Origin of the sequence: Terrisporobacter muris, from assembly GCF_024621905.1 — a bacterium.
GTDB lineage: Bacteria > Bacillota > Clostridia > Peptostreptococcales > Peptostreptococcaceae > Terrisporobacter > Terrisporobacter muris.
Window position 1 is genome coordinate 1 of record NZ_JANKBY010000043.1, and the last position, 18,361, is coordinate 18,361.

The following is an 18,361-nucleotide window of genomic DNA, read 5'->3' on the forward strand; positions in this document are numbered from 1 at the left end:
ATAGATTATATAAAACTATTTAGGGAATAAAAATAATAAAGATGAAGTCAATATGAAAGGGGCGTTTTTATGAAGAAGTTAGCAACATTTGCAGGTGGATGTTTTTGGTGTATGGTAAAGCCTTTTGATGAGTATGAAGGAGTAGAATCTGTCATATCTGGTTATACTGGTGGATATACAAAAAATCCCACTTATGAAGAAGTTTGTACTGATTTAACAGGACATATCGAAGCTATACAAATTACTTTTGATGATGAAATAATAAGTTACAAAGAACTTTTAGACATATATTGGAGTGTTATTGATCCTACTCAAGTAGGAGGCCAGTTTGCTGATTTAGGACATCATTACAAGACAGTGATTTTTTATCATGATGATTATCAAAAGCAAGAAGCTGAAAAATCTAAAGAAGATTTGGAGAAAAGTAGATTATATGATAAACCTATAGTTACAGAAATAAGAAAAGCTGAAACTTTCTATCCAGCAGAGGACTATCATCAATATTATTATAAGAAAAATCCAGATCATTATAATAGATACTACCAAGGTTCTGGAAGAGCAAAACATGTTAAGAAAGTATGGGCAAAGAAAAATCTTACAGCACTACAATATGAAGTAACACAAAACTCTGCAACAGAACCACCTTTTAGCAATGAATATTACAATAATTTTGAAGAAGGTATTTATGTAGATATAATAAGTGGAGAGCCTTTATTTACATCTAAGGATAAATTTGATTCAGGGTGTGGATGGCCTAGTTTTTCAAAGCCGATTGGAAAAGGAATACTAGATTTTTACGAAGATTATTCTCACAACATGGAAAGAGTAGAAGTAAAAGGTAGCAAAAGTGGAGCTCACATGGGTCATGTATTTGATGATGGACCAAAAGAAATGGGAGGTATTAGATTTTGTATTAACTCTGCATCATTGAGATTTATTCCAAAGGAAAAAATGATAGAAGAAGGATATGAACAATACTTAGAGTACTTATAGAAAAGTAGTAAGAGTGGCTCTAATTTGCAGATAAAAGATAGGGCAATTCATTGTAAAATACACCATACTATGATAAACTAAAGGTTGAATATTTATTAATATCGTAAATAGGAGGTTACCTATGTTAAATAATGCATTAATGGGAGTACAACTTGTTTTAGCAGTATTCTTAATGTTAGTAATTATGCCACAAGAAGGTAAAGATAACTTTAAGTCAGATTTTAGTGGTTCAGAAGAAGGTTCACAAGCTTACTTCAAGCCAAAAGGAAAACAAGCATTTCTTTTAAAATCAACTAAAATAGTATCAATACTATTTTTTATAAATGCGTTAGCATTATTAGTAGTAAACAAATAATATTAAATAAATGGCCAAATTTAATATTCAAAAAGTTAAAGGTTAAATTTAATTTTTAAACCAAGAAGATGATTATACAAAAGTGTAGTCATTTTTTTTTGTTATAATGTAAGTATGATATAAAATTTATGACAAGGAAGGGAAAAATATGGCTGAAATAGATAATATTTTAGAGTGGGTTTTCGTATCAAAATGTAAAATACCAGAAGATGTCGTAGATGTATTGGCTCCAGGGGAAGTGGCAGTTGCAGCATACAGGACACTACGTGATAGTGCAACTTTTACAGATAAAAGAATAATAATAAGGGATGTACAAGGGCTAACTGGCAAGAAGGTAGAGATTTATTCTATACCATACTCATCAATAAACATGTGGTCAACGGAGACTGCAGGCTTGTTATTTGATTTAAGTGCAGAGGTAGAACTTTGGACTAGAGCTGGTCAGATAAAAATAACTCTACAAAAAGGTGTAGATGTGAGGGAGTTTGATAGACTTATTGCTCACTGTATTTTAAGATAAATTTTAAGTAGATATCATATTAAATGAGATGATATCTACTTTTTTATTTTTGCAGCCTTGTGGTTCGGTTTTATAATTTTGAATCATATAATTAAATTAAGGATAGTTGTTTTAACACAAAAATCCAACTAAATACTGTTACTATGGAAAAGGCAGAAGTAAATACTACTATTTGACTGGCTAAATCACTATCTCCATCCATTTGCATTGCCATTTGGAAGCTTGATACAGCAGTTGGTGATGCAAACATAATCATAAGGGATAAAAGAGAAACATCTCTAAATCCACAGTAATATGAGATTACTATAAATATAAGTGGAGTAATAATTAATTTCCCTAAAACGACTATAATTGTCTCTTTTAGATATTTTTTTACATTAGAAAAGGAAAATGAAGCACCAAGTAATGTTAATGATAAAGGTGTTGCCATTTTTGAAATATCCTTAATTGTGCTTACAATAAATACCGGAAGTTTTATACTAAAAATTAACAATAATAAACCTAAGCAAGCACCTATAATAAGAGGATTTGTAATTATTCCATGAATGATTTTTTTATATTAATATTTCCACCACGAAAAGTTTCTAAGGCAATTACAGATAAAAAGTTAAATAAAGGAACTACTATTCCTATCAAAAGAGCAGTTGTTCCAATTTTTCCTTCACCTACTAAGGAAGTTGCAACAGGTATTCCGAAAAGTACAAAATTGCTACGAAATGTACCTTGAATCATAACTCCTCTTTTTTTATTGTCTTTTTCAATTATGGGTATAATTAAAAATAAAACTCCAAATAAAGCGATAATAGAGGTGGCAGCAAATATCATTAGTTTTGGATTAAAGACATTACATAAATCTGTTGTATAAATGTTATAAAATAGTAAAGTTGGCAAAAATACTTTAAAGGTAGCGTTGTTCATGACTTTTACTGAACTGTTATCGAGGACCTTTATGTATTTAAGAAAATAACCAAGAGCCATTACTATACATAGTGGTGCCACCACATTAAAGGATAAAATTAGATTTTCCATATATGTCATTCCCCCTTTTTTAGCATAATAAAAGTATAAATAAGAAGTAATAAAAATGCAAATATACAAAAATTAGACAAACTAGAATATTTTAGTTAAAATAGGTTGATAGATATAAATTAAAGAGTTATTTTTTAATTAAAAAAATACCTTGAATTGATCTGGGAAATAATATTAATAATTTAATAAATAAATAAAATAAAGATAATAATAAGTATAATAGGAGGTATTATATGACAGAGAAACTAAGAGAATCATTACTAGGGCTAATTAATGATAACCATTACAATCCTCTTAAAAAGGAAGAATTAGCACTAATTTTTAATATACACCCAGCAGAAATGCCAATGTTTTATAATTTTTTAGAAGAATTAGAGGAAGACGGATATATTGTTAAAACGAAAAAGGGAAGAATTATGTCGCCAAATACTATGGGATTATTTGTAGGAAAATTTGTATCTCATAGAAAAGGATTTGGGTTTGTTGAATCTGACGAAGAATTTACACAAGATTTATTTATTCCAAAAGATGATATAAATGGAGCTCTTCACAATGACAGAGTTATGGCAGAAATCATAACACCTGCTACAGAAGATAGAAGAGCAGAAGGTAAGGTTATAAAAATAATTAAAAGAGAAGTAACTAGAGTTGTTGGTTTATTCCAAGAAAACAAGAGCTTTGGTTTTGTTGTGCCTGATGACAAGAAATTTAATCAAGACATATTTATACCAAAGAGATTTTTCTCTGGGGCTAAAAATGATGATAAAGTAGTTTGTGAAATTACAGTTTGGCCACAAGAAAATAGAAAACCAGAAGGTAAAATAATAGAGGTACTTGGTCAAAAAGGTGAAAGAGGAGTAGAAATTGACTCAATAATAAGAGCCCATGGACTTCCAGAGGAATTTCCTAAAAAAGTAATAGACGAAGCTAATCATGTGGCAGATCAAGATTTAAGGGATGAAATAGCAAGAAGACTTGATATAAGAGACCTTAATATTTTTACAATAGATGGTGAAGATGCAAAGGACTTAGATGATGCCATTTCAATAGAAGAATTACCAAATGGTAATTATAAACTTGGAGTACATATTGCTGATGTTACTCATTATGTTAAAGAAAAGAGTAAACTAGACAAAGAGGCTTTAAAAAGAGCTACTTCTGTTTATTTAGTAGATAAAGTAATACCAATGTTACCAAAACAATTATCAAACGGTGTTTGTTCACTAAATCCGTTTGAAGATAAATTAACTTTATCTTGTTTCATGGAAATTGATTCAGAAGGTAAAGTTGTTAATTCTGATATAGCAGAGACTGTAATAAATTCAAAAGCTAGAATGACTTATACTGAAGTATCTGACATACTAGAAAAAGACGATGAAAAATTAAAACAAACTTTTGCTGCTCAAGTTGATGATTTTATAAAAGCGGAGAAACTAGCTAGAATTTTAATGAAGAGAAGACAAAGAAGAGGAGCTATAGACTTTGACTTCCCAGAGGCTAAAATAATATTAAATGGAAATGGTGAAGTAGTAGATATAAAACACTACGAAAGAAGAATATCAAACAAAATGATAGAAGAGTTCATGCTTGTAGCTAACGAAACAGTAGCAGAACATTTCTATTGGTTACAACTACCTTTTGTTTATAGAATACATGAGACTCCATCAGCAGAAAAAATGGAAGATCTTAAGAAATTCATAGCGACATTTGGATACACTATAAAAGGTGATATGGAAAATGTTCATCCAAAAGAAATCCAAGGAATAGTAGAAAAAATAAAAGGTACAAAAGAAGAAGAATCAATAAGTACAATAGCGCTTCGTTCTATGAAACAAGCTAAATATTCACCACAATGTATAGGTCACTTTGGATTAGCGGCAAAATACTACTGCCACTTTACTTCTCCAATAAGAAGATATCCAGACTTACAAATTCATAGAATAATAAAAGAGCAATTAAACAATAAAATAAATAATAAGAGACAAGAGCAATTAGCTCATATAGTTGAATACGCATCTACTCAATCATCAGAAAGAGAAAGAGCAGCAGAACTTGCTGAAAGAGATGTTCACGACTTCTACAAAGCGTGCTATATGGCAGACAAAGTTGGTCAAGAATTTGAAGGTGTAGTATCAAGTGTAACTTCATTTGGTATGTTCGTTGAACTTGACAATACAGTAGAAGGTCTTATAAGACTAGCTAATATGAGAGATGATTATTATATTTTCGACCAAGAAAAGTATACAATTATAGGTGAAAGAACTCATAAAACTTTCAAAATTGGTGATACTGTGAAAATACAAGTTGAAAATGTAAATGTTGACTTTAGAGAAATAGATTTTAGATTAATAGCTAAATTAGAAGATAGTCATACAGAAGAAGATTTAAAAGAAGAAAATTAATAAATTTATTGAGAGAGGAGTTATATCCTCTCTTTTTTATATCATAAAGGTCAACCTAAAAAAAATAAAGGTTGACCTAAAAAATATAATAGAATATTATTATCATATGGCAAAATATTCAAATGAATTTCAAGGAGAATTAATATGATATATAAATTAAAAGAAAAAATAAAACATGGATACTTAATAAATAAAGAAGAAGCTAAGAGCTTATTAACATATGATTTAGAAATATTGGCAGATTGTGCAGATGAGTTGAGAAAACATTTTTTAGGGGATAAGTTTGATTTATGTTCAATAGTAAATGGAAAAAGTGGAAAGTGTAGTGAGAATTGCAAATTCTGTGCTCAATCATCATTCCATAAAACTAACACAGAGGTTTACCCATTACTTGATACAGAGTATTTACTAAAGGATGCAAAACATCATAAAGACAAACAAGTAAGAAGATATTCGATAGTAACATCAGGAAGAAAATTAAGTGATAGAGAAATTGACAAAGTTTGTGAATCTTTTGAAGAAATAATAGATAAAGTTGGAATAGAAACTTGTGCATCTCATGGATTACTAGGAGAAGAATCTTTGACAAAGCTTGCAAAAGTAGGTGTAAAAAGATATCACAACAACTTAGAAACATCTAGAAATTACTTTGATAAAATCTGTACAACACATACATATGATGAAAAAATTGAGACTATAAAAGCTGCACAAAAAGCAGGACTAATAGTATGTAGTGGTGGGATAATGGGTCTAGGTGAAAGTGAAGAAGATAGAATAGATATGGCCTTTGAACTTAGAGATTTGAATATAAAATCCATACCACTTAATGTGCTAAATTACATAGAAGGTACTGCTATAGAAAGAAAAAATTCTATAATAGAAGAAGATTTTTTTAAAATGGTTGCTATATATAGATTTATAAATCCAACTGCTGAAATAAGATTGGCAGGAGGAAGAAATCTGCTAAGTGAATTTGGTAAGAAAGCTTTCACAGGAGGTGCCAATGCTACTATAACAGGAGATATGTTAACTACTTGCGGTAATCAAATAGACGATGATGTGAAAATGATAACTGAACTAGGGTACGAAATATAAATAGTCTTATAAAATACTTTTAAGTTAAATTGGAGGCACAGCATGGGAAGAGGAATATTCATAATTGGAACAGATACAGATGCAGGAAAAACTTTTGTAACAGCAGGTTTAACATATGCTCTAAAACAAAACAACAAAGATGTCATACCTTATAAACCTGTACAAAGTGGAGGTAATGGAGATACTAGGTTCTACAAAGAAATGGCTAATCTAGATTTAAGCATAGAAGAAATGAATACATATACACTGAAAGAAGCTGTATCTCCTCATTTAGCTTGCAAATTAGAAAATAAGAAGATATATAAAGAAGTTATATTAAATCATTATAAAAAACTTATAAACAGTCATAACTATGTAATTGTGGAAGGAGCCGGAGGAATAGTAGTTCCTCTTGTGGATAATAAATATTATGTGTATAACTTAATTAAAGATTTGAATTTAGATGTTGTAATAGTTGCTAGAGCAGGAGTTGGAACTATAAATCATACCGTACTTACTAACGAGTTTCTAAAAGCACAAAACATAAAAGTTAAAGGTATAATAATAAATCAATATAACAATAAGTTATATGAAAATGACAATATAAAACAAATAGAAGAACTTACTAATTTGAATATAATTCATAAATTTAATAAGTTAGAAGACTTTTCAAAGAAATCAATAGAAGAAGAATATAAAAAAATAGATATAAATAAGATAATAGAATTGGTATTCAAGGGGGAAAAATAACATGAAAAATTTACAAGAAAAAGATTTGAAATATATATGGCATCCATGTTCACAAATGAAAGACTACGAAAAATTTCCACCTATAGTAATAAAAAATGGTAAAGGTGTATTTTTAGAAGATATGAACGGGAAAAAATACTTAGATGCAGTATCTTCATGGTGGGTTAACCTATTTGGACATGCCAATGAGCGTATAAACAATTCTTTATATAATCAGTCAAATTCATTAGAACATGTTATATTTGCAAACTTTACTCACAGGCCAGCCATAGAACTTAGTGAAAGAATCATAAATCTAACTCCAGATAGATTACAAAAAGTTTTCTTTGGTGATAATGGTTCATCAGCCATAGAAATAGCTTTGAAATTAAGCTTTCAATATCATCAACAAATTGGCAAAACAAGAAAAACTAAATTTGTAAACATATCAGATGCATATCATGGTGAAACAATAGGAGCTTTATCAATAGGAGACGTAGATTTATATAACAAAATATATAAGCCAATTTTATTAGAAACTACAACAGTTAAGGGACCTGATTGTTTTAGATGTGAATTTAATAAAAATAGAGAAAATTGCAATGGCGAATGTTTTGTTCATATGGAAAATACCATAGCAGAAATTCATGAAGAAGTAAGTGCAATAGTTATAGAGCCAATGGTGCAATGTGCAGCAGGAATGAAAATATACTCACCTAAATATTTAGTGAAGCTAAGAGAGTTATGCGATAAATACGATATAAACTTAATTGCAGATGAGATAGCAGTAGGATTTGGTAGAACTGGCAAGATGTTTGCTTGTGAACATGCCAATATATCACCTGACATAATGTGCTTATCAAAAGGATTAACAGCAGGATATATGCCACTTTCATTAGTACTTATGAGTAATAAAATTTACGATGCATTTTATGATGAATATAATACAATGAAGGCATTTTTACACAGTCACAGTTATTCAGGTAATCCATTGGGATGTAGCGTGGCATTGGAAACTTTAAATATATTTGAAGATGATGATGTTATAAATGTTAACAAAGACAAAAGTGAATATCTAAGAAGAAAAGTTGAAAGTGTAATAAAAGACATTCCTTATGTGGGAGAATACCGTCAGATAGGAATGATTGGTGCTATTGAATTAGTAAAAGATAAAGAAACTAAAGAACCATTTGAAGGTGAAAAAAGAGTAGGATACAACATTTATAAAATAGCCCTGGAAAAAGGAGTTTTACTAAGAGCATTAGGCAACATAGTTTATTTCATGCCGCCTTTCGTAATAAGTGAAGGCGAAATAGATTTCATGGTAGAAACAGCAAGAGATAGTATAAATGAATATTTTAATAATAAAAAAGGAATAGGAATAAATGAATAATAGTAAGACTAAAGAGTTAACTCTAATATCTTTATTAGCTGTGATAATTGCTATATCAGGAAGTTTTAAAATACCAGGTATTATACCAGGGACTGAGTTCCAACTGTCAGCACCAATAGCTATAGCAATATGTGCGGCCTTTGGATTTAAAAGATATATAGCAGCAGGGGTTATAGCCAGCACTATAAACTTAATCATGGGTACACATACAATTTTAAATATAATTGTAGCCATGGCGTTTAGAGTAGTAGGTGGTGGAATAATAGGTATACTAGGACCAAGTTTGTTAGTAGTATCTATTGCAGGTCCCATAGGAACTATAGCAGGTAGAATAGTTATGTCAAACATAGTCGGAACGCCATTTAAAATGTTAATAGTGGCAGCATTTCCAGGAATGATATATACACTAATATCTTCATACTTAATTTATAAAGTAATAGAAAACATAATGAAAAAAACTCCTTATAAAAGCTTTATAAGATCTAAAGAAAAAATAATAAAAGTAGGGTGAGAAAATGGCATTACATAGCATAAAAATGAGATCGTCTAAAGATAACAAACATATATCGGGAGCAGAAAGCATAGTAGACGAGGATAATTTAGAAACAGCAGTTAGCAGGCTTATAAAAAGAGCATTAACTCATTCTAAGGGTAAGGCAGAGAATATAAATATAAAAATTGAAAAACTTGATGAAGAAAAAATAATTTTTTTAGAACCATTGAAAGTGACAACAGTAGAAGTTGAAAATACTATTCAGGGATTTAAATGCGTCAAGTACTTGCTAAACAAATTAGGTATAGATGACGAAAAATCAAATAAAATACTGAAAATATTTAAGGAAACTTCCCATATGAGAGGAGCAATTTTGTTGGATATTAATACTCTTGAAAGATTGGAACCAGACAAAGATAGAGGTATTAGAGCTACTTATATGGATTTTGAAAATTCTAATACAGATAGATTAACAAAAGAATCTGGACAGAATACTCATTTTATAGAGGCCTTGGCACTTGCTACTAAAGTTATAAATTGTCCATATATAATAGGAGAGATTTGTTACTCTGATGATCCAAACTATACAGCAGGATATATATCATCTAAAAAATATGGCTACGTGAGAATTCCTCATCTAAAAGAGTTTGGAGATGAAAGTGGTGGAAGAATATTTTTATATGATTCATTTTTAGATAATGTACAAGATTGTATAGATTATATAGAAAAGTCTAAAACCATAATAAGAAATAATATATCTCAACAGACATACATGACATACGAAGAATTTTTAAATCTATAGGGAGTAATCTTATATGAATGATATAAAAGAAAAATTACAGATAATAAAAGAAAAAAATTTATATAGAGAAATGAGATATTTAAGTAAATCACAGGATAAATATACTGTAATTGATGGAAGAGAAATATTATTAATGTCTTCTAACAATTACCTAGGTCTAGCCAATAATGAAGAAGTAAAAAAGGCAGCTATTGATGGTATAAATGAATTTGGCTTAGGTTCTGGTGGATCAAGACTTACTACGGGAAGTTATGATTTACACAAAAAACTAGAGGAAAAAATAGCTAAGTTTAAAAATTGTGAAGCAGCGCTTATATTTAACACAGGATATATGGCAAATGTGGGTGTTATCTCCGCAATTTGTGATGAAAATTATTATATATTTAGTGATGAATTAAATCATGCAAGCATAATAGATGGATGTAAACTAGCAAAAGGAAAAACTATAGTGTACAAACATAATAATATGGAAGACTTATATGATAAAATATCTACCATAAATCCAACTAAAGGGATTATAGTAACGGACAGTGTATTTAGTATGGATGGAGATATAGCCAATATACCTGAGATTGTGAAAATAGCAAAAGCATTTAATCTTCTTACTGTGGTAGATGATGCTCATGCCACTGGAGTAATAGGTAAAAATGGCAGAGGAAGTAGTGAGTATTTTAACTGCAAAGTAGATATAACTATAGGAACTTTAAGTAAGGCTGTAGCTAGTGAGGGTGGATTTGTATGTGCAGATGAATATATAATTGACTATCTAAAAAATAAAGCGAGAAGTTTTATATTTTCAACAGCCTTATCTCCAGGGATAATAAATGGATCTATTAAGAGTTTTGAATTAATAGCAAGCACAGATAGAGTGCAAAGGCTAAATAATAATATAAAATACATAAATAAAAAATTAAATGAAATAGGTATAGAAACAGATGAAAATAGAGACTCACCAATAATACCAATATTTATAGGTGATGAGGACTTGGCTATGAATATTAGTAAAAGTTTATTAGAAAATGGAATTTATATACCAGCCATCAGATATCCAACAGTTCCCCTTAATAAATCCATACTGAGAATGACTATAATGTCTACTCATGATAAAAAAGATTTGGATATTGTAGTAGATAAATTAAAACATATTTTAATTGAAAATAACATAATAAATTAAGCTAAGGATTTATAGTCTATTTAAATGGAGCAACGGATGTATCTGAAGCGAAGCAAAGATAGATTGTTGACGACATGAAGTGTTTCGCCGACACGTCGCTCAGGCGAAGCGAATTTTTTATTATAAAAACTAAGGATAAATTATACTATTTAACTTTTATGTAACATATTATGTAGTAATTTAATATACAATTATCTTAAGATATTTCAAAATTTAAAATAATTGGAGTGTTGTTGTTATGCTTAAAGTTATTAATTCTATTAGAAATGATGTTGAAGGTAGTAATGGAAAATGTGAAAGCAGGTGTAATAAAACAGCAGGAGCAGAAAAGGTTTATGAAAAGAAAGAGTATATTATTTTAAAGGTTAAGAAAGGCTACATAGTATATAACACAAAAAAAGAATTTGAAAATGGTCATACCCATCTTCAAAGTTTTGAAATGTCAAAGACTATTATTGACAATAGTATAAAAAAGAAAAGACCCAAAACTAATAATATTTATTTAATAGAAAGTCATATAAGGGTTACGAATGATAGTAAATATAAACAAATTTTAGAAGAGCTAATAGAAGCTAAAAAACAGAAAACTAAGGACAATAAATATCATAATAGAAGTTATTGTAATGCTTGTTAAATATATAAAAGAAGAATCACCAAGATAAATGTAATTGGTGGTTCTTCTTTTTTGATGTTAATTTTGTAAGTGTATGTAATTCTTAACAAAAGTTAAGAATTACTTATAAACTACTTAATAATTCTTTTTTATTATGTAATAGAAAAGGAGATGATAAATTATGAAATTAAAAAATAAATTTATAGGAATTATAGTTGTTTTAGGTGTGATTACATTTATAGGAGGAAAAAATCCTTTAGTAGGATTATCAAATCATAAAGATACTTATCTAAGTGAAACAAGTACAAATGCTAGTGCAAACAGCAGTAAATACCTTATGTTAGTAAATAAAAAAAATCCGTTGGGATTAGATTATGAACCTGATAATTTGGTTAAGCCCAATGTTAAGTTCTTAAGAGATACTAGCGATGAATTAAGATATATGGATGAAACTGCAGCAAAAGCTTTAGAAGAATTATTCCAAGTAGCTAAGTCAGAAAATATAAACCTTATAGGTTCTTCAGCATATAGATCATACAAAAGTCAGGTTAGGGTTCTTAAGGATGAGATTAGTTCAAAAGGTGTAGACTATGCTAATAAATATGTGGCTAAGCCAGGAAAAAGTGAGCACCAAAGCGGATTATCAATTGATGTGACAAATGAAGCTAGATGTTTTGACAAAACTAGTCCAGAGGCACAGTGGTTAGCAAATAACGCTCACAGGTTTGGATTTATATTACGTTATCCAGAAGGAAAAGAAGATATTACAGGGTATAATTATGAGCCATGGCATATTAGGTATGTTGGCAAAGATGTAGCAAAAAAAATTTATGAAAAAAATATTACCTTAGAAGAGTACTTAAATAAGATAGGATAATTTGGATGAGATAATAGTGCAAATATTAGGACGTGATATTTTAATAAGCTTAATTTTTATTAGTATTATAATATTTATGCATGTTAAATGTAAAAATGAAATGGGAGCCTACCTATATAATATAGGTATTATCATATTTTCCATAACCATGGTTATTATATTTTCGCTAACAGGGGTTTCTCCTATGAGTGGTTTTTATATTGATATAGAAGATATTGATGATTTGATACTTAATACTAGTGGAGCTATGCTAGCTTATTTAGTATTACTTGCGTTTAAAAATTTGATTCCTGAAGTTGACAAGAAAATCAATATAGAATTAAAATTTATGAAAAAAGAACAGATATTATCTATTTGCATATTAGTTCCGTATATTGTTATTATTATAGGTGGATTCTATGATAGATACATTAACATAGTGTAATGTAAAAGTAAGGAGGAAGTTATGTCAAGTAAAATTCTTGTAGTTGATGATGAAAAGGAAATAAGGAATTTAATTGAAATATATTTAAAAAATGAAGGTTACACTGTTTTAAAAGCTAGTAATGGAGAGGAAGCTCTTGAAGTTTTAGCAAAAGAAGAAGTTCAGTTGATGATATTAGATATAATGATGCCGAAGATGGATGGAATGGAAGTATGTAGAAGGGTTAGAGAACATTTGAATATTCCTATCCTTATGCTAAGTGCAAAATCTGAAGATATGGACAAGATTGCAGGAATTATGACTGGAGCAGATGATTATTTAACAAAACCTTTTAACCCATTGGAGCTGTCAGTCAGGGTGAAGGCGCTCCTTAGAAGAGCTTATTATTTTAGCAATATGAACAAAGAGGACAACATTATAAATATTGAAAATTTGACTATAGATAAAAACGATAGAACTGTAAAAGTTGATGATGTTGAAATCCCTTTTACAGCTAGGGAGTTTGACATTTTATATTTACTAGGGAGTAACAGAGGTAAGGTTTTTAGCTCAGAAGAAATCTTCACAAAAGTTTGGAAGGAAGATTACTTTGGCTCAAACAACACAGTAATGGTGCACATGAGTAGGATAAGAGAAAAGTTAGAAAAGTATATAGAGGGAAACAAAATAATTCAGACTGTGTGGGGAGTTGGTTATAAAGTTGAAAAATAGAGGTAGAATTTTTAAGTATATAGTAAGAAGCTTTTTTGAATTCATTTTAAGTGGACTGTTAAGTATTATTATGTATTGGCTTTTATTTACTTGGTCTTATGATTTATACAATAGTTTTAGATATCCCACATTTAATCAAATAATAAGATTATTTATGACCATAAAAAATAATTACTTTGGAGATGCTATATATACTGTTATAGGAGCTTTAATGTTTCTTTCAATATACTCACTTATTACTTATAAAAAATATAAAAATATATCATTATTAGTGGATAATGTGGAAGAAATGTCAAAAGGAGATTTGGACAAAAAAATTGAAGTGAAATCAAGGGGAGATATTAATCAAGTAGCGGAAAATATTAATAATATAGTTGAACAATTGAAAAATATAACTGTGGAAGAAAGAAAAGCTCAACAAACAAAAACTGATTTAATAACAAATGTGTCTCATGATTTAAGAACACCACTGACCTCTATAATTGGATATTTGAATCTTATAGAAGAAGGCAAATACAAAGATGAAGTGGAGCTGATGTATTATGTAGATATAGCTTATGACAAATCTTTAAACTTAAATATATTGATTAATGATTTATTTGAACTTACTAAAATGCAAAATAGGACGATTAATTTTAATAAGTTTGAATTAAACTTAGTAGAACTAATAGGTCAGTTAGTTTCTCAGTTTGAAATTCAATTTAGACAAGCAAATATGAAGTGTAGAATAGACTTTTCTGTGGAAAAAATAATGATCAATGCTGATCCAATTAAGCTGGTAAGGGCTTTTGAAAATCTTATTACAAATGCCATGAGATATGGAAAAGATGGATATTACGTAGATATAAAAGTGTTCATAGAAGGTGAAATGGTGACAGTACAAGTGATAAACTACGGTGAGCAAATTCCAGTAGTTGATTTACCTCATATATTTGATAGATTTTATAGAGTTGAAAAATCCAGAAATACATTCCAAGGTGGTTCAGGTTTGGGACTTGCTATTACTAAAAATATCATAGAAGCTCATGATGGAATTATTTGCGCTACTAGTGATAATGAAAGTACTATTTTTGAAGTTAAAATACCATATATAAATGAAGAGGAACTCTTTAAGTCGATTGAGTAATCTTGGCTTAGAGAGTTCTTTATTTTATTTTGGGTATAAATAATTTATAACTAATTACATAATCTAAGGAAAAGACAAGTTTTGCATAGAGAATATAAATAGAAGGAGGTAGAAAAATGTCGGAGGGAAAGCAAATAAATAATATAGGTTGGAACTTTCATAACACTTATAAGGATTTACCAAAGCCTTTTTATAGTGAAATAAAGTTAAGTCCTGTGAGAAAACCAGAGCTCATTATTCTTAACGAACCCTTAGCAAAGGCTTTGAATTTAAACGTGGAAGCACTGAAAAGCAAAGAAGGTGTAGAGATTTTAGCAGGAAATAAGAAAGCTGAAGGCGGAGCTTGCATTGCTCAAGCTTATAGTGGTCATCAATTTGGACATTTCACCATGCTAGGAGATGGAAGAGCAGTTCTAATTGGTGAACAAAAAGTAGATACTGGCATAAACATTACGGGAGAAAGTTATAAAAAGTTTGATATCCAACTAAAAGGAAGTGGAAGAACACCTTATTCTCGTGGAGGGGATGGAAGGGCAGTGCTTGGACCTATGCTTCGTGAGTATATAATAAGCGAAGCCATGTATAATCTGAAAATACCAACAACTCGTAGTTTGGCAGTGGTGAAAACAGGAGAAAAAGTTTACAGAGAATATGTTAAAGAAGGGGCAATACTTACTAGGGTTGCTTCCAGTCATCTTAGATTTGGAACTTTTGAATATGCATCCAACTACTTGGGAAAAGAAGAAGTGAAAAAATTGGCTGACTATGCCATAGAGACACATTATCCTTATGTGAGAAATGATGAAAATAAATATCTGAGTTTTCTAAAAGAGGTAATAAAAGCTCATGCAAGTTTAGTATCTAAATGGTTATGTGTCGGATTTATTCATGGTGTTATGAATACGGATAATATGACTATTAGTGGAGAAAGTATAGACTATGGACCATGTGCATTTATGAATACTTATGATCCAGATACTGTATTTAGCTCTATTGATGTACAGGGAAGATATGCTTATAAAAATCAGCCTAGTATGGCATCTTGGAATATTTGTAGACTTGCAGAAGCATTGCTTCCATTAATAAACGAAGATGTTGATGTTGCCATAGATTTGGCACAAAAAGAGATATTTAAGTTTTCTGATTTACATTTTAAATACTGGTTTTCACAAATGAGAAATAAGTTAGGATTTTTCAATGAAGAGCCTATGGATAAGGCTATAATAGAAGACTTACTAAGTATGATGGAAAAATACAAAGAAGATTATACAAATACTTTTGTATCTTTAACTTATAGAAAAAACATGAATAGTGGAATGTTTGCAACATCTGAATTTACTAATTGGCATAAAAACTGGCAAGAAAGATTGGAAAGACAAGAAGAATCTATAGATGAAGCTTATGAACTTATGAAAAAATCAAATCCAGTAGTTATACCAAGAAATCATAGAGTGGAAGAAGCATTAAAATCAGCAGATAATGGAGATTTCACAGTTATGGAAAAATTACTTTCTATACTTAGTAATCCTTATGAATACAAAGAAGAGATGGATGAGTACACAGAGTTGGCTGAACCATCAGATTTACCATATAGAACTTATTGCGGAACTTAAAAATTATAAACTACTAAAGACAAGTTGGAGATGAATAAGATCAGTGACAAAAAAGAAAATCACAATAATCATGACTATAATAGTTACAATTATATTAACTTATAAAGTTCAATCATCTTATGGATTAATAGACTCAACAACATCACTGATATACAATCAGGAAAGTGTTGTGGGAGACATAAAGAAATCAAATGCGTACAACACATATTCAGACTTTTTTACAAAAGTTGATTATACACCAAATAAAAACTTTATAATACCAGGACTAAATAGTTCCATGGTACCGCAGGGAATGTGTGATACAGGAAGCTATATCTTGATATCGGCTTATGACAAGGAAAAGGAAAAAAACTCATGTATTTATGTCATAAACAAATCCACAGGAAATCTTGTAAAAACCATATATTTATACGATAGTAAATCTCATGTTGGTGGATTAGCTTATGATGGAAAAAATGTATGGGTAGCAAACGGAAATCAGTCAACAGTATCAAAGATATTATTAAGTTCAATAACTTATGCAAAAGATGGCGCATTTATACAATGTGATAAATACGAAGTTAAGACAGCAGAAGGAGGTAATGTTGTAGCATCCTTTGCCACATATTCAAAGGAGATACTATGGGTAGGACAATATAAAAAGAAAGATAACACCTATGTTTATGGATATGATATATCAGAGGTAAACTCTTTAAATTTGGAACTTACAGCAAAGTATAGAATTGAAATACCTGAAAAAATACAAGGAATGGTATTTGATAAATCAAGCAGAGTAATATTATCACAGTCTGGTGGTAGAAATAATGATTCAAAAATATATGTATATGATATGCCTAAATATACTGTAAAAGAAAATGTGTATTGTGCTAAATTATATGACCCAATAAAAACGGTAATAGCACCGCCAGCCAGTGAGAATATATTTATTGGAAGTGATAACTTACTATATGTTTTATTTGAGTCAGCTGCTGATTTTTATAGAAATGGCAGAGATAATAAAGAGGGTGCCAAAACACCAGTAGATCGTGTTTGTCCAATAATTTTAGAATAAAGAAAAAGGAGTAGAAATACTCCTTTATATTTTTACATATTGCCCCGAAACATATCCTGTAAGACCTTTGTACTTAACTTTATACCATCCGGAAGACAATTTACTAGTAATCTCAATAGTAGTATTTTTAGGAATAGTAGCTAAAATACTAGAAGAAGTAGAGGCACTTTTCCTAATATTAAGATTAGCATTAGTAACACCTTTTTGTGTAGAAGTAGAAGGTTTATTATTATTGCCATTTAGAGTAACATATTTACTAGAAACATATCCTGTATTGCCTTTGTACTTAATTTTATACCATCCAGAAGTAGATTTATCTATAATCTCAATAGAAGTATTCTTAGGAATAGTAGCTATAATACTAGACGAAGTAGAAGCACTTTTCCTAAAGTTAACATTATCAGTAGTGATGCCTTTTTGCGTAGAAGTAGAAGGCTTGTCATCATTGTTATCTAGAGTAACATACTTACTAGAGACATAACCAGTATTACCTTTGTACTCAACCTTATACCACCCAGAAGTAGATTTGCTAATAACCTGAATAGAAGTATTCTTAGGAATAGTAGCTATAATACTAGAAGAAGTAGAAGCACTTTTCCTAAAATTAACATTAGCAGTAGTGATACCTTTTTGTGTAGAAGTAGAAGGTTTATCATTGGTATTCTCATCTGAATTATTACCATTTAAATTAACATATTTGCTAGAAACATAACCAGTAACACCTTTGTACTCAACCTTATACCATCCAGAAATAGATTTATCTATAATCTCAATAGTAGTATTTTTAGGAATAGTAGTTATAATACTAGAAGAAGTAGAAGCACTGTTCCTAAAGTTAACATTGGCAGTAGTAACACCTTTTTGTGTAGAAGTAGAAGGTTTATCATTGGTATTCTCATCTGAATTATTACCATTTAAATTAACATATTTGCTAGAAACATAACCAGTAACACCTTTGTACTCAACCTTATACCATCCAGAA

The 18,361-nt window shown here is 29.7% G+C and carries 20 protein-coding genes; 17 read left to right on the forward strand and 3 right to left on the reverse strand.

Going from position 1 to position 18,361, the window contains the following annotated elements; all coding sequences use genetic code 11:
- Positions 1–69: 69 nt before the first annotated feature.
- From msrA to NSA58_RS05500, 3 genes are all read left to right on the forward strand, one after another.
- Complete coding sequence (gene msrA / locus NSA58_RS05490; protein WP_074429868.1) at positions 70–993, forward strand: peptide-methionine (S)-S-oxide reductase MsrA; 924 nt, start codon at positions 70–72, stop codon at positions 991–993.
- Between the two features lie 121 nt (positions 994–1,114).
- Positions 1,115–1,348 carry a preprotein translocase subunit SecG gene (gene secG / locus NSA58_RS05495; protein WP_039679225.1) on the forward strand — a complete coding sequence of 78 codons (234 nt, stop codon included), beginning with the start codon at positions 1,115–1,117 and terminating at the stop codon, positions 1,346–1,348.
- A 148-nt stretch (positions 1,349–1,496) separates the two neighbouring features.
- Positions 1,497–1,868 carry a PH domain-containing protein gene (locus NSA58_RS05500; RefSeq protein ID WP_039679226.1) on the forward strand — a complete coding sequence of 124 codons (372 nt, stop codon included), beginning with the start codon at positions 1,497–1,499 and terminating at the stop codon, positions 1,866–1,868.
- A 91-nt stretch (positions 1,869–1,959) separates the two neighbouring features.
- On the opposite strand, the gene NSA58_RS20665 is transcribed toward NSA58_RS05500, so the two are convergent.
- Together NSA58_RS20665 and NSA58_RS20670 are read right to left on the reverse strand one after the other, a co-directional pair.
- Complete coding sequence (locus NSA58_RS20665) at positions 1,960–2,361, reverse strand: AEC family transporter (protein WP_330652541.1); 402 nt, start codon at positions 2,359–2,361, stop codon at positions 1,960–1,962.
- Between the two features lie 41 nt (positions 2,362–2,402).
- Entirely contained in the window at positions 2,403–2,897 is a 495-nt protein-coding gene (locus NSA58_RS20670; protein ID WP_330652542.1) for an AEC family transporter, read from the reverse strand.
- 233 nt (positions 2,898–3,130) lie between these two features.
- On the opposite strand from NSA58_RS20670, the gene rnr reads away from it, so the two are divergent.
- From rnr to NSA58_RS05575, 14 genes are all read left to right on the forward strand, one after another.
- Complete coding sequence (gene rnr / locus NSA58_RS05510) at positions 3,131–5,299, forward strand: ribonuclease R (RefSeq protein WP_039679228.1); 2,169 nt, start codon at positions 3,131–3,133, stop codon at positions 5,297–5,299.
- Between the two features lie 144 nt (positions 5,300–5,443).
- On the forward strand, positions 5,444–6,394 hold the full coding sequence (bioB, locus tag NSA58_RS05515; RefSeq protein ID WP_277613709.1) for a biotin synthase BioB: 951 nt from the start codon (positions 5,444–5,446) through the stop codon (positions 6,392–6,394).
- 42 nt (positions 6,395–6,436) lie between these two features.
- Positions 6,437–7,123: a dethiobiotin synthase gene (bioD, locus tag NSA58_RS05520; RefSeq protein WP_039679230.1), complete on the forward strand. Its 687-nt coding sequence runs from the start codon at positions 6,437–6,439 to the stop codon at positions 7,121–7,123.
- A 1-nt stretch (position 7,124) separates the two neighbouring features.
- Positions 7,125–8,495 carry an adenosylmethionine--8-amino-7-oxononanoate transaminase gene (gene bioA / locus NSA58_RS05525; RefSeq protein ID WP_039679231.1) on the forward strand — a complete coding sequence of 457 codons (1,371 nt, stop codon included), beginning with the start codon at positions 7,125–7,127 and terminating at the stop codon, positions 8,493–8,495.
- Positions 8,488–9,006: a hypothetical protein gene (locus NSA58_RS05530; protein WP_039679232.1), complete on the forward strand. Its 519-nt coding sequence runs from the start codon at positions 8,488–8,490 to the stop codon at positions 9,004–9,006. Before bioA ends, NSA58_RS05530 begins: the two co-directional genes overlap by 8 nt.
- Positions 9,007–9,010: 4 nt before the next feature.
- Positions 9,011–9,790 carry a 6-carboxyhexanoate--CoA ligase gene (locus NSA58_RS05535; protein ID WP_074429866.1) on the forward strand — a complete coding sequence of 260 codons (780 nt, stop codon included), beginning with the start codon at positions 9,011–9,013 and terminating at the stop codon, positions 9,788–9,790.
- Positions 9,791–9,803: 13 nt separating this feature from the next.
- A complete protein-coding gene (gene bioF, locus NSA58_RS05540; protein ID WP_039679234.1) occupies positions 9,804–10,964 on the forward strand; it encodes an 8-amino-7-oxononanoate synthase in 1,161 nt (386 codons plus the stop codon).
- Positions 10,965–11,202: 238 nt separating this feature from the next.
- Positions 11,203–11,598, forward strand: a complete 396-nt coding sequence (locus NSA58_RS05545) for a hypothetical protein (protein WP_079764849.1) — start codon at positions 11,203–11,205, stop codon at positions 11,596–11,598.
- 160 nt (positions 11,599–11,758) lie between these two features.
- The gene (locus tag NSA58_RS05550; RefSeq protein ID WP_079764848.1) at positions 11,759–12,454 is read left to right on the forward strand and encodes a M15 family metallopeptidase; all 696 of its coding nucleotides are present in this window, start codon (positions 11,759–11,761) and stop codon (positions 12,452–12,454) included.
- Positions 12,455–12,638: 184 nt separating this feature from the next.
- Entirely contained in the window at positions 12,639–12,878 is a 240-nt protein-coding gene (locus tag NSA58_RS05555; RefSeq protein WP_139045093.1) for a hypothetical protein, read from the forward strand.
- A 21-nt stretch (positions 12,879–12,899) separates the two neighbouring features.
- A complete protein-coding gene (locus NSA58_RS05560; RefSeq protein WP_074079860.1) occupies positions 12,900–13,589 on the forward strand; it encodes a response regulator transcription factor in 690 nt (229 codons plus the stop codon).
- Positions 13,579–14,715, forward strand: coding sequence for a sensor histidine kinase (locus NSA58_RS05565; RefSeq protein ID WP_074429865.1), 1,137 nt, complete (start codon positions 13,579–13,581; stop codon positions 14,713–14,715). The genes NSA58_RS05560 and NSA58_RS05565 overlap by 11 nt, the downstream gene beginning before the upstream one ends.
- Before the next feature lie 116 nt (positions 14,716–14,831).
- Positions 14,832–16,328 carry a protein adenylyltransferase SelO gene (locus tag NSA58_RS05570; protein ID WP_039679238.1) on the forward strand — a complete coding sequence of 499 codons (1,497 nt, stop codon included), beginning with the start codon at positions 14,832–14,834 and terminating at the stop codon, positions 16,326–16,328.
- Positions 16,329–16,371: 43 nt separating this feature from the next.
- A complete protein-coding gene (locus NSA58_RS05575; protein ID WP_074429864.1) occupies positions 16,372–17,379 on the forward strand; it encodes a YncE family protein in 1,008 nt (335 codons plus the stop codon).
- Between the two features lie 24 nt (positions 17,380–17,403).
- On the opposite strand, the gene NSA58_RS05580 is transcribed toward NSA58_RS05575, so the two are convergent.
- On the reverse strand, positions 17,404–18,361 hold a 958-nt coding region (locus NSA58_RS05580), incomplete at its 5' end, for an SH3 domain-containing protein (protein WP_257560233.1).

What these genes read in the sequence shown, in the direction of transcription:
- NSA58_RS05500 (WP_039679226.1), top strand. Translation starts at nt 1,497, where the DNA reads ATGGCTGAAATAGATAATATTTTAGAGTGGGTTTTCGTATCAAAATGT.
- NSA58_RS20670 (WP_330652542.1), bottom strand. Translation starts at nt 2,897, where the DNA reads ATGGAAAATCTAATTTTATCCTTTAATGTGGTGGCACCACTATGTATA.
- NSA58_RS05545 (WP_079764849.1), top strand. Translation starts at nt 11,203, where the DNA reads ATGCTTAAAGTTATTAATTCTATTAGAAATGATGTTGAAGGTAGTAAT.
- NSA58_RS05560 (WP_074079860.1), top strand. Translation starts at nt 12,900, where the DNA reads ATGTCAAGTAAAATTCTTGTAGTTGATGATGAAAAGGAAATAAGGAAT.
- rnr (WP_039679228.1), top strand. Translation starts at nt 3,131, where the DNA reads ATGACAGAGAAACTAAGAGAATCATTACTAGGGCTAATTAATGATAAC.
- NSA58_RS05530 (WP_039679232.1), top strand. Translation starts at nt 8,488, where the DNA reads ATGAATAATAGTAAGACTAAAGAGTTAACTCTAATATCTTTATTAGCT.
- secG (WP_039679225.1), top strand. Translation starts at nt 1,115, where the DNA reads ATGTTAAATAATGCATTAATGGGAGTACAACTTGTTTTAGCAGTATTC.
- NSA58_RS05570 (WP_039679238.1), top strand. Translation starts at nt 14,832, where the DNA reads ATGTCGGAGGGAAAGCAAATAAATAATATAGGTTGGAACTTTCATAAC.
- bioA (WP_039679231.1), top strand. Translation starts at nt 7,125, where the DNA reads ATGAAAAATTTACAAGAAAAAGATTTGAAATATATATGGCATCCATGT.
- bioF (WP_039679234.1), top strand. Translation starts at nt 9,804, where the DNA reads ATGAATGATATAAAAGAAAAATTACAGATAATAAAAGAAAAAAATTTA.
- NSA58_RS05535 (WP_074429866.1), top strand. Translation starts at nt 9,011, where the DNA reads ATGGCATTACATAGCATAAAAATGAGATCGTCTAAAGATAACAAACAT.
- bioD (WP_039679230.1), top strand. Translation starts at nt 6,437, where the DNA reads ATGGGAAGAGGAATATTCATAATTGGAACAGATACAGATGCAGGAAAA.
- bioB (WP_277613709.1), top strand. Translation starts at nt 5,444, where the DNA reads ATGATATATAAATTAAAAGAAAAAATAAAACATGGATACTTAATAAAT.
- NSA58_RS05555 (WP_139045093.1), top strand. Translation starts at nt 12,639, where the DNA reads ATGAGTGGTTTTTATATTGATATAGAAGATATTGATGATTTGATACTT.
- msrA (WP_074429868.1), top strand. Translation starts at nt 70, where the DNA reads ATGAAGAAGTTAGCAACATTTGCAGGTGGATGTTTTTGGTGTATGGTA.
- NSA58_RS05550 (WP_079764848.1), top strand. Translation starts at nt 11,759, where the DNA reads ATGAAATTAAAAAATAAATTTATAGGAATTATAGTTGTTTTAGGTGTG.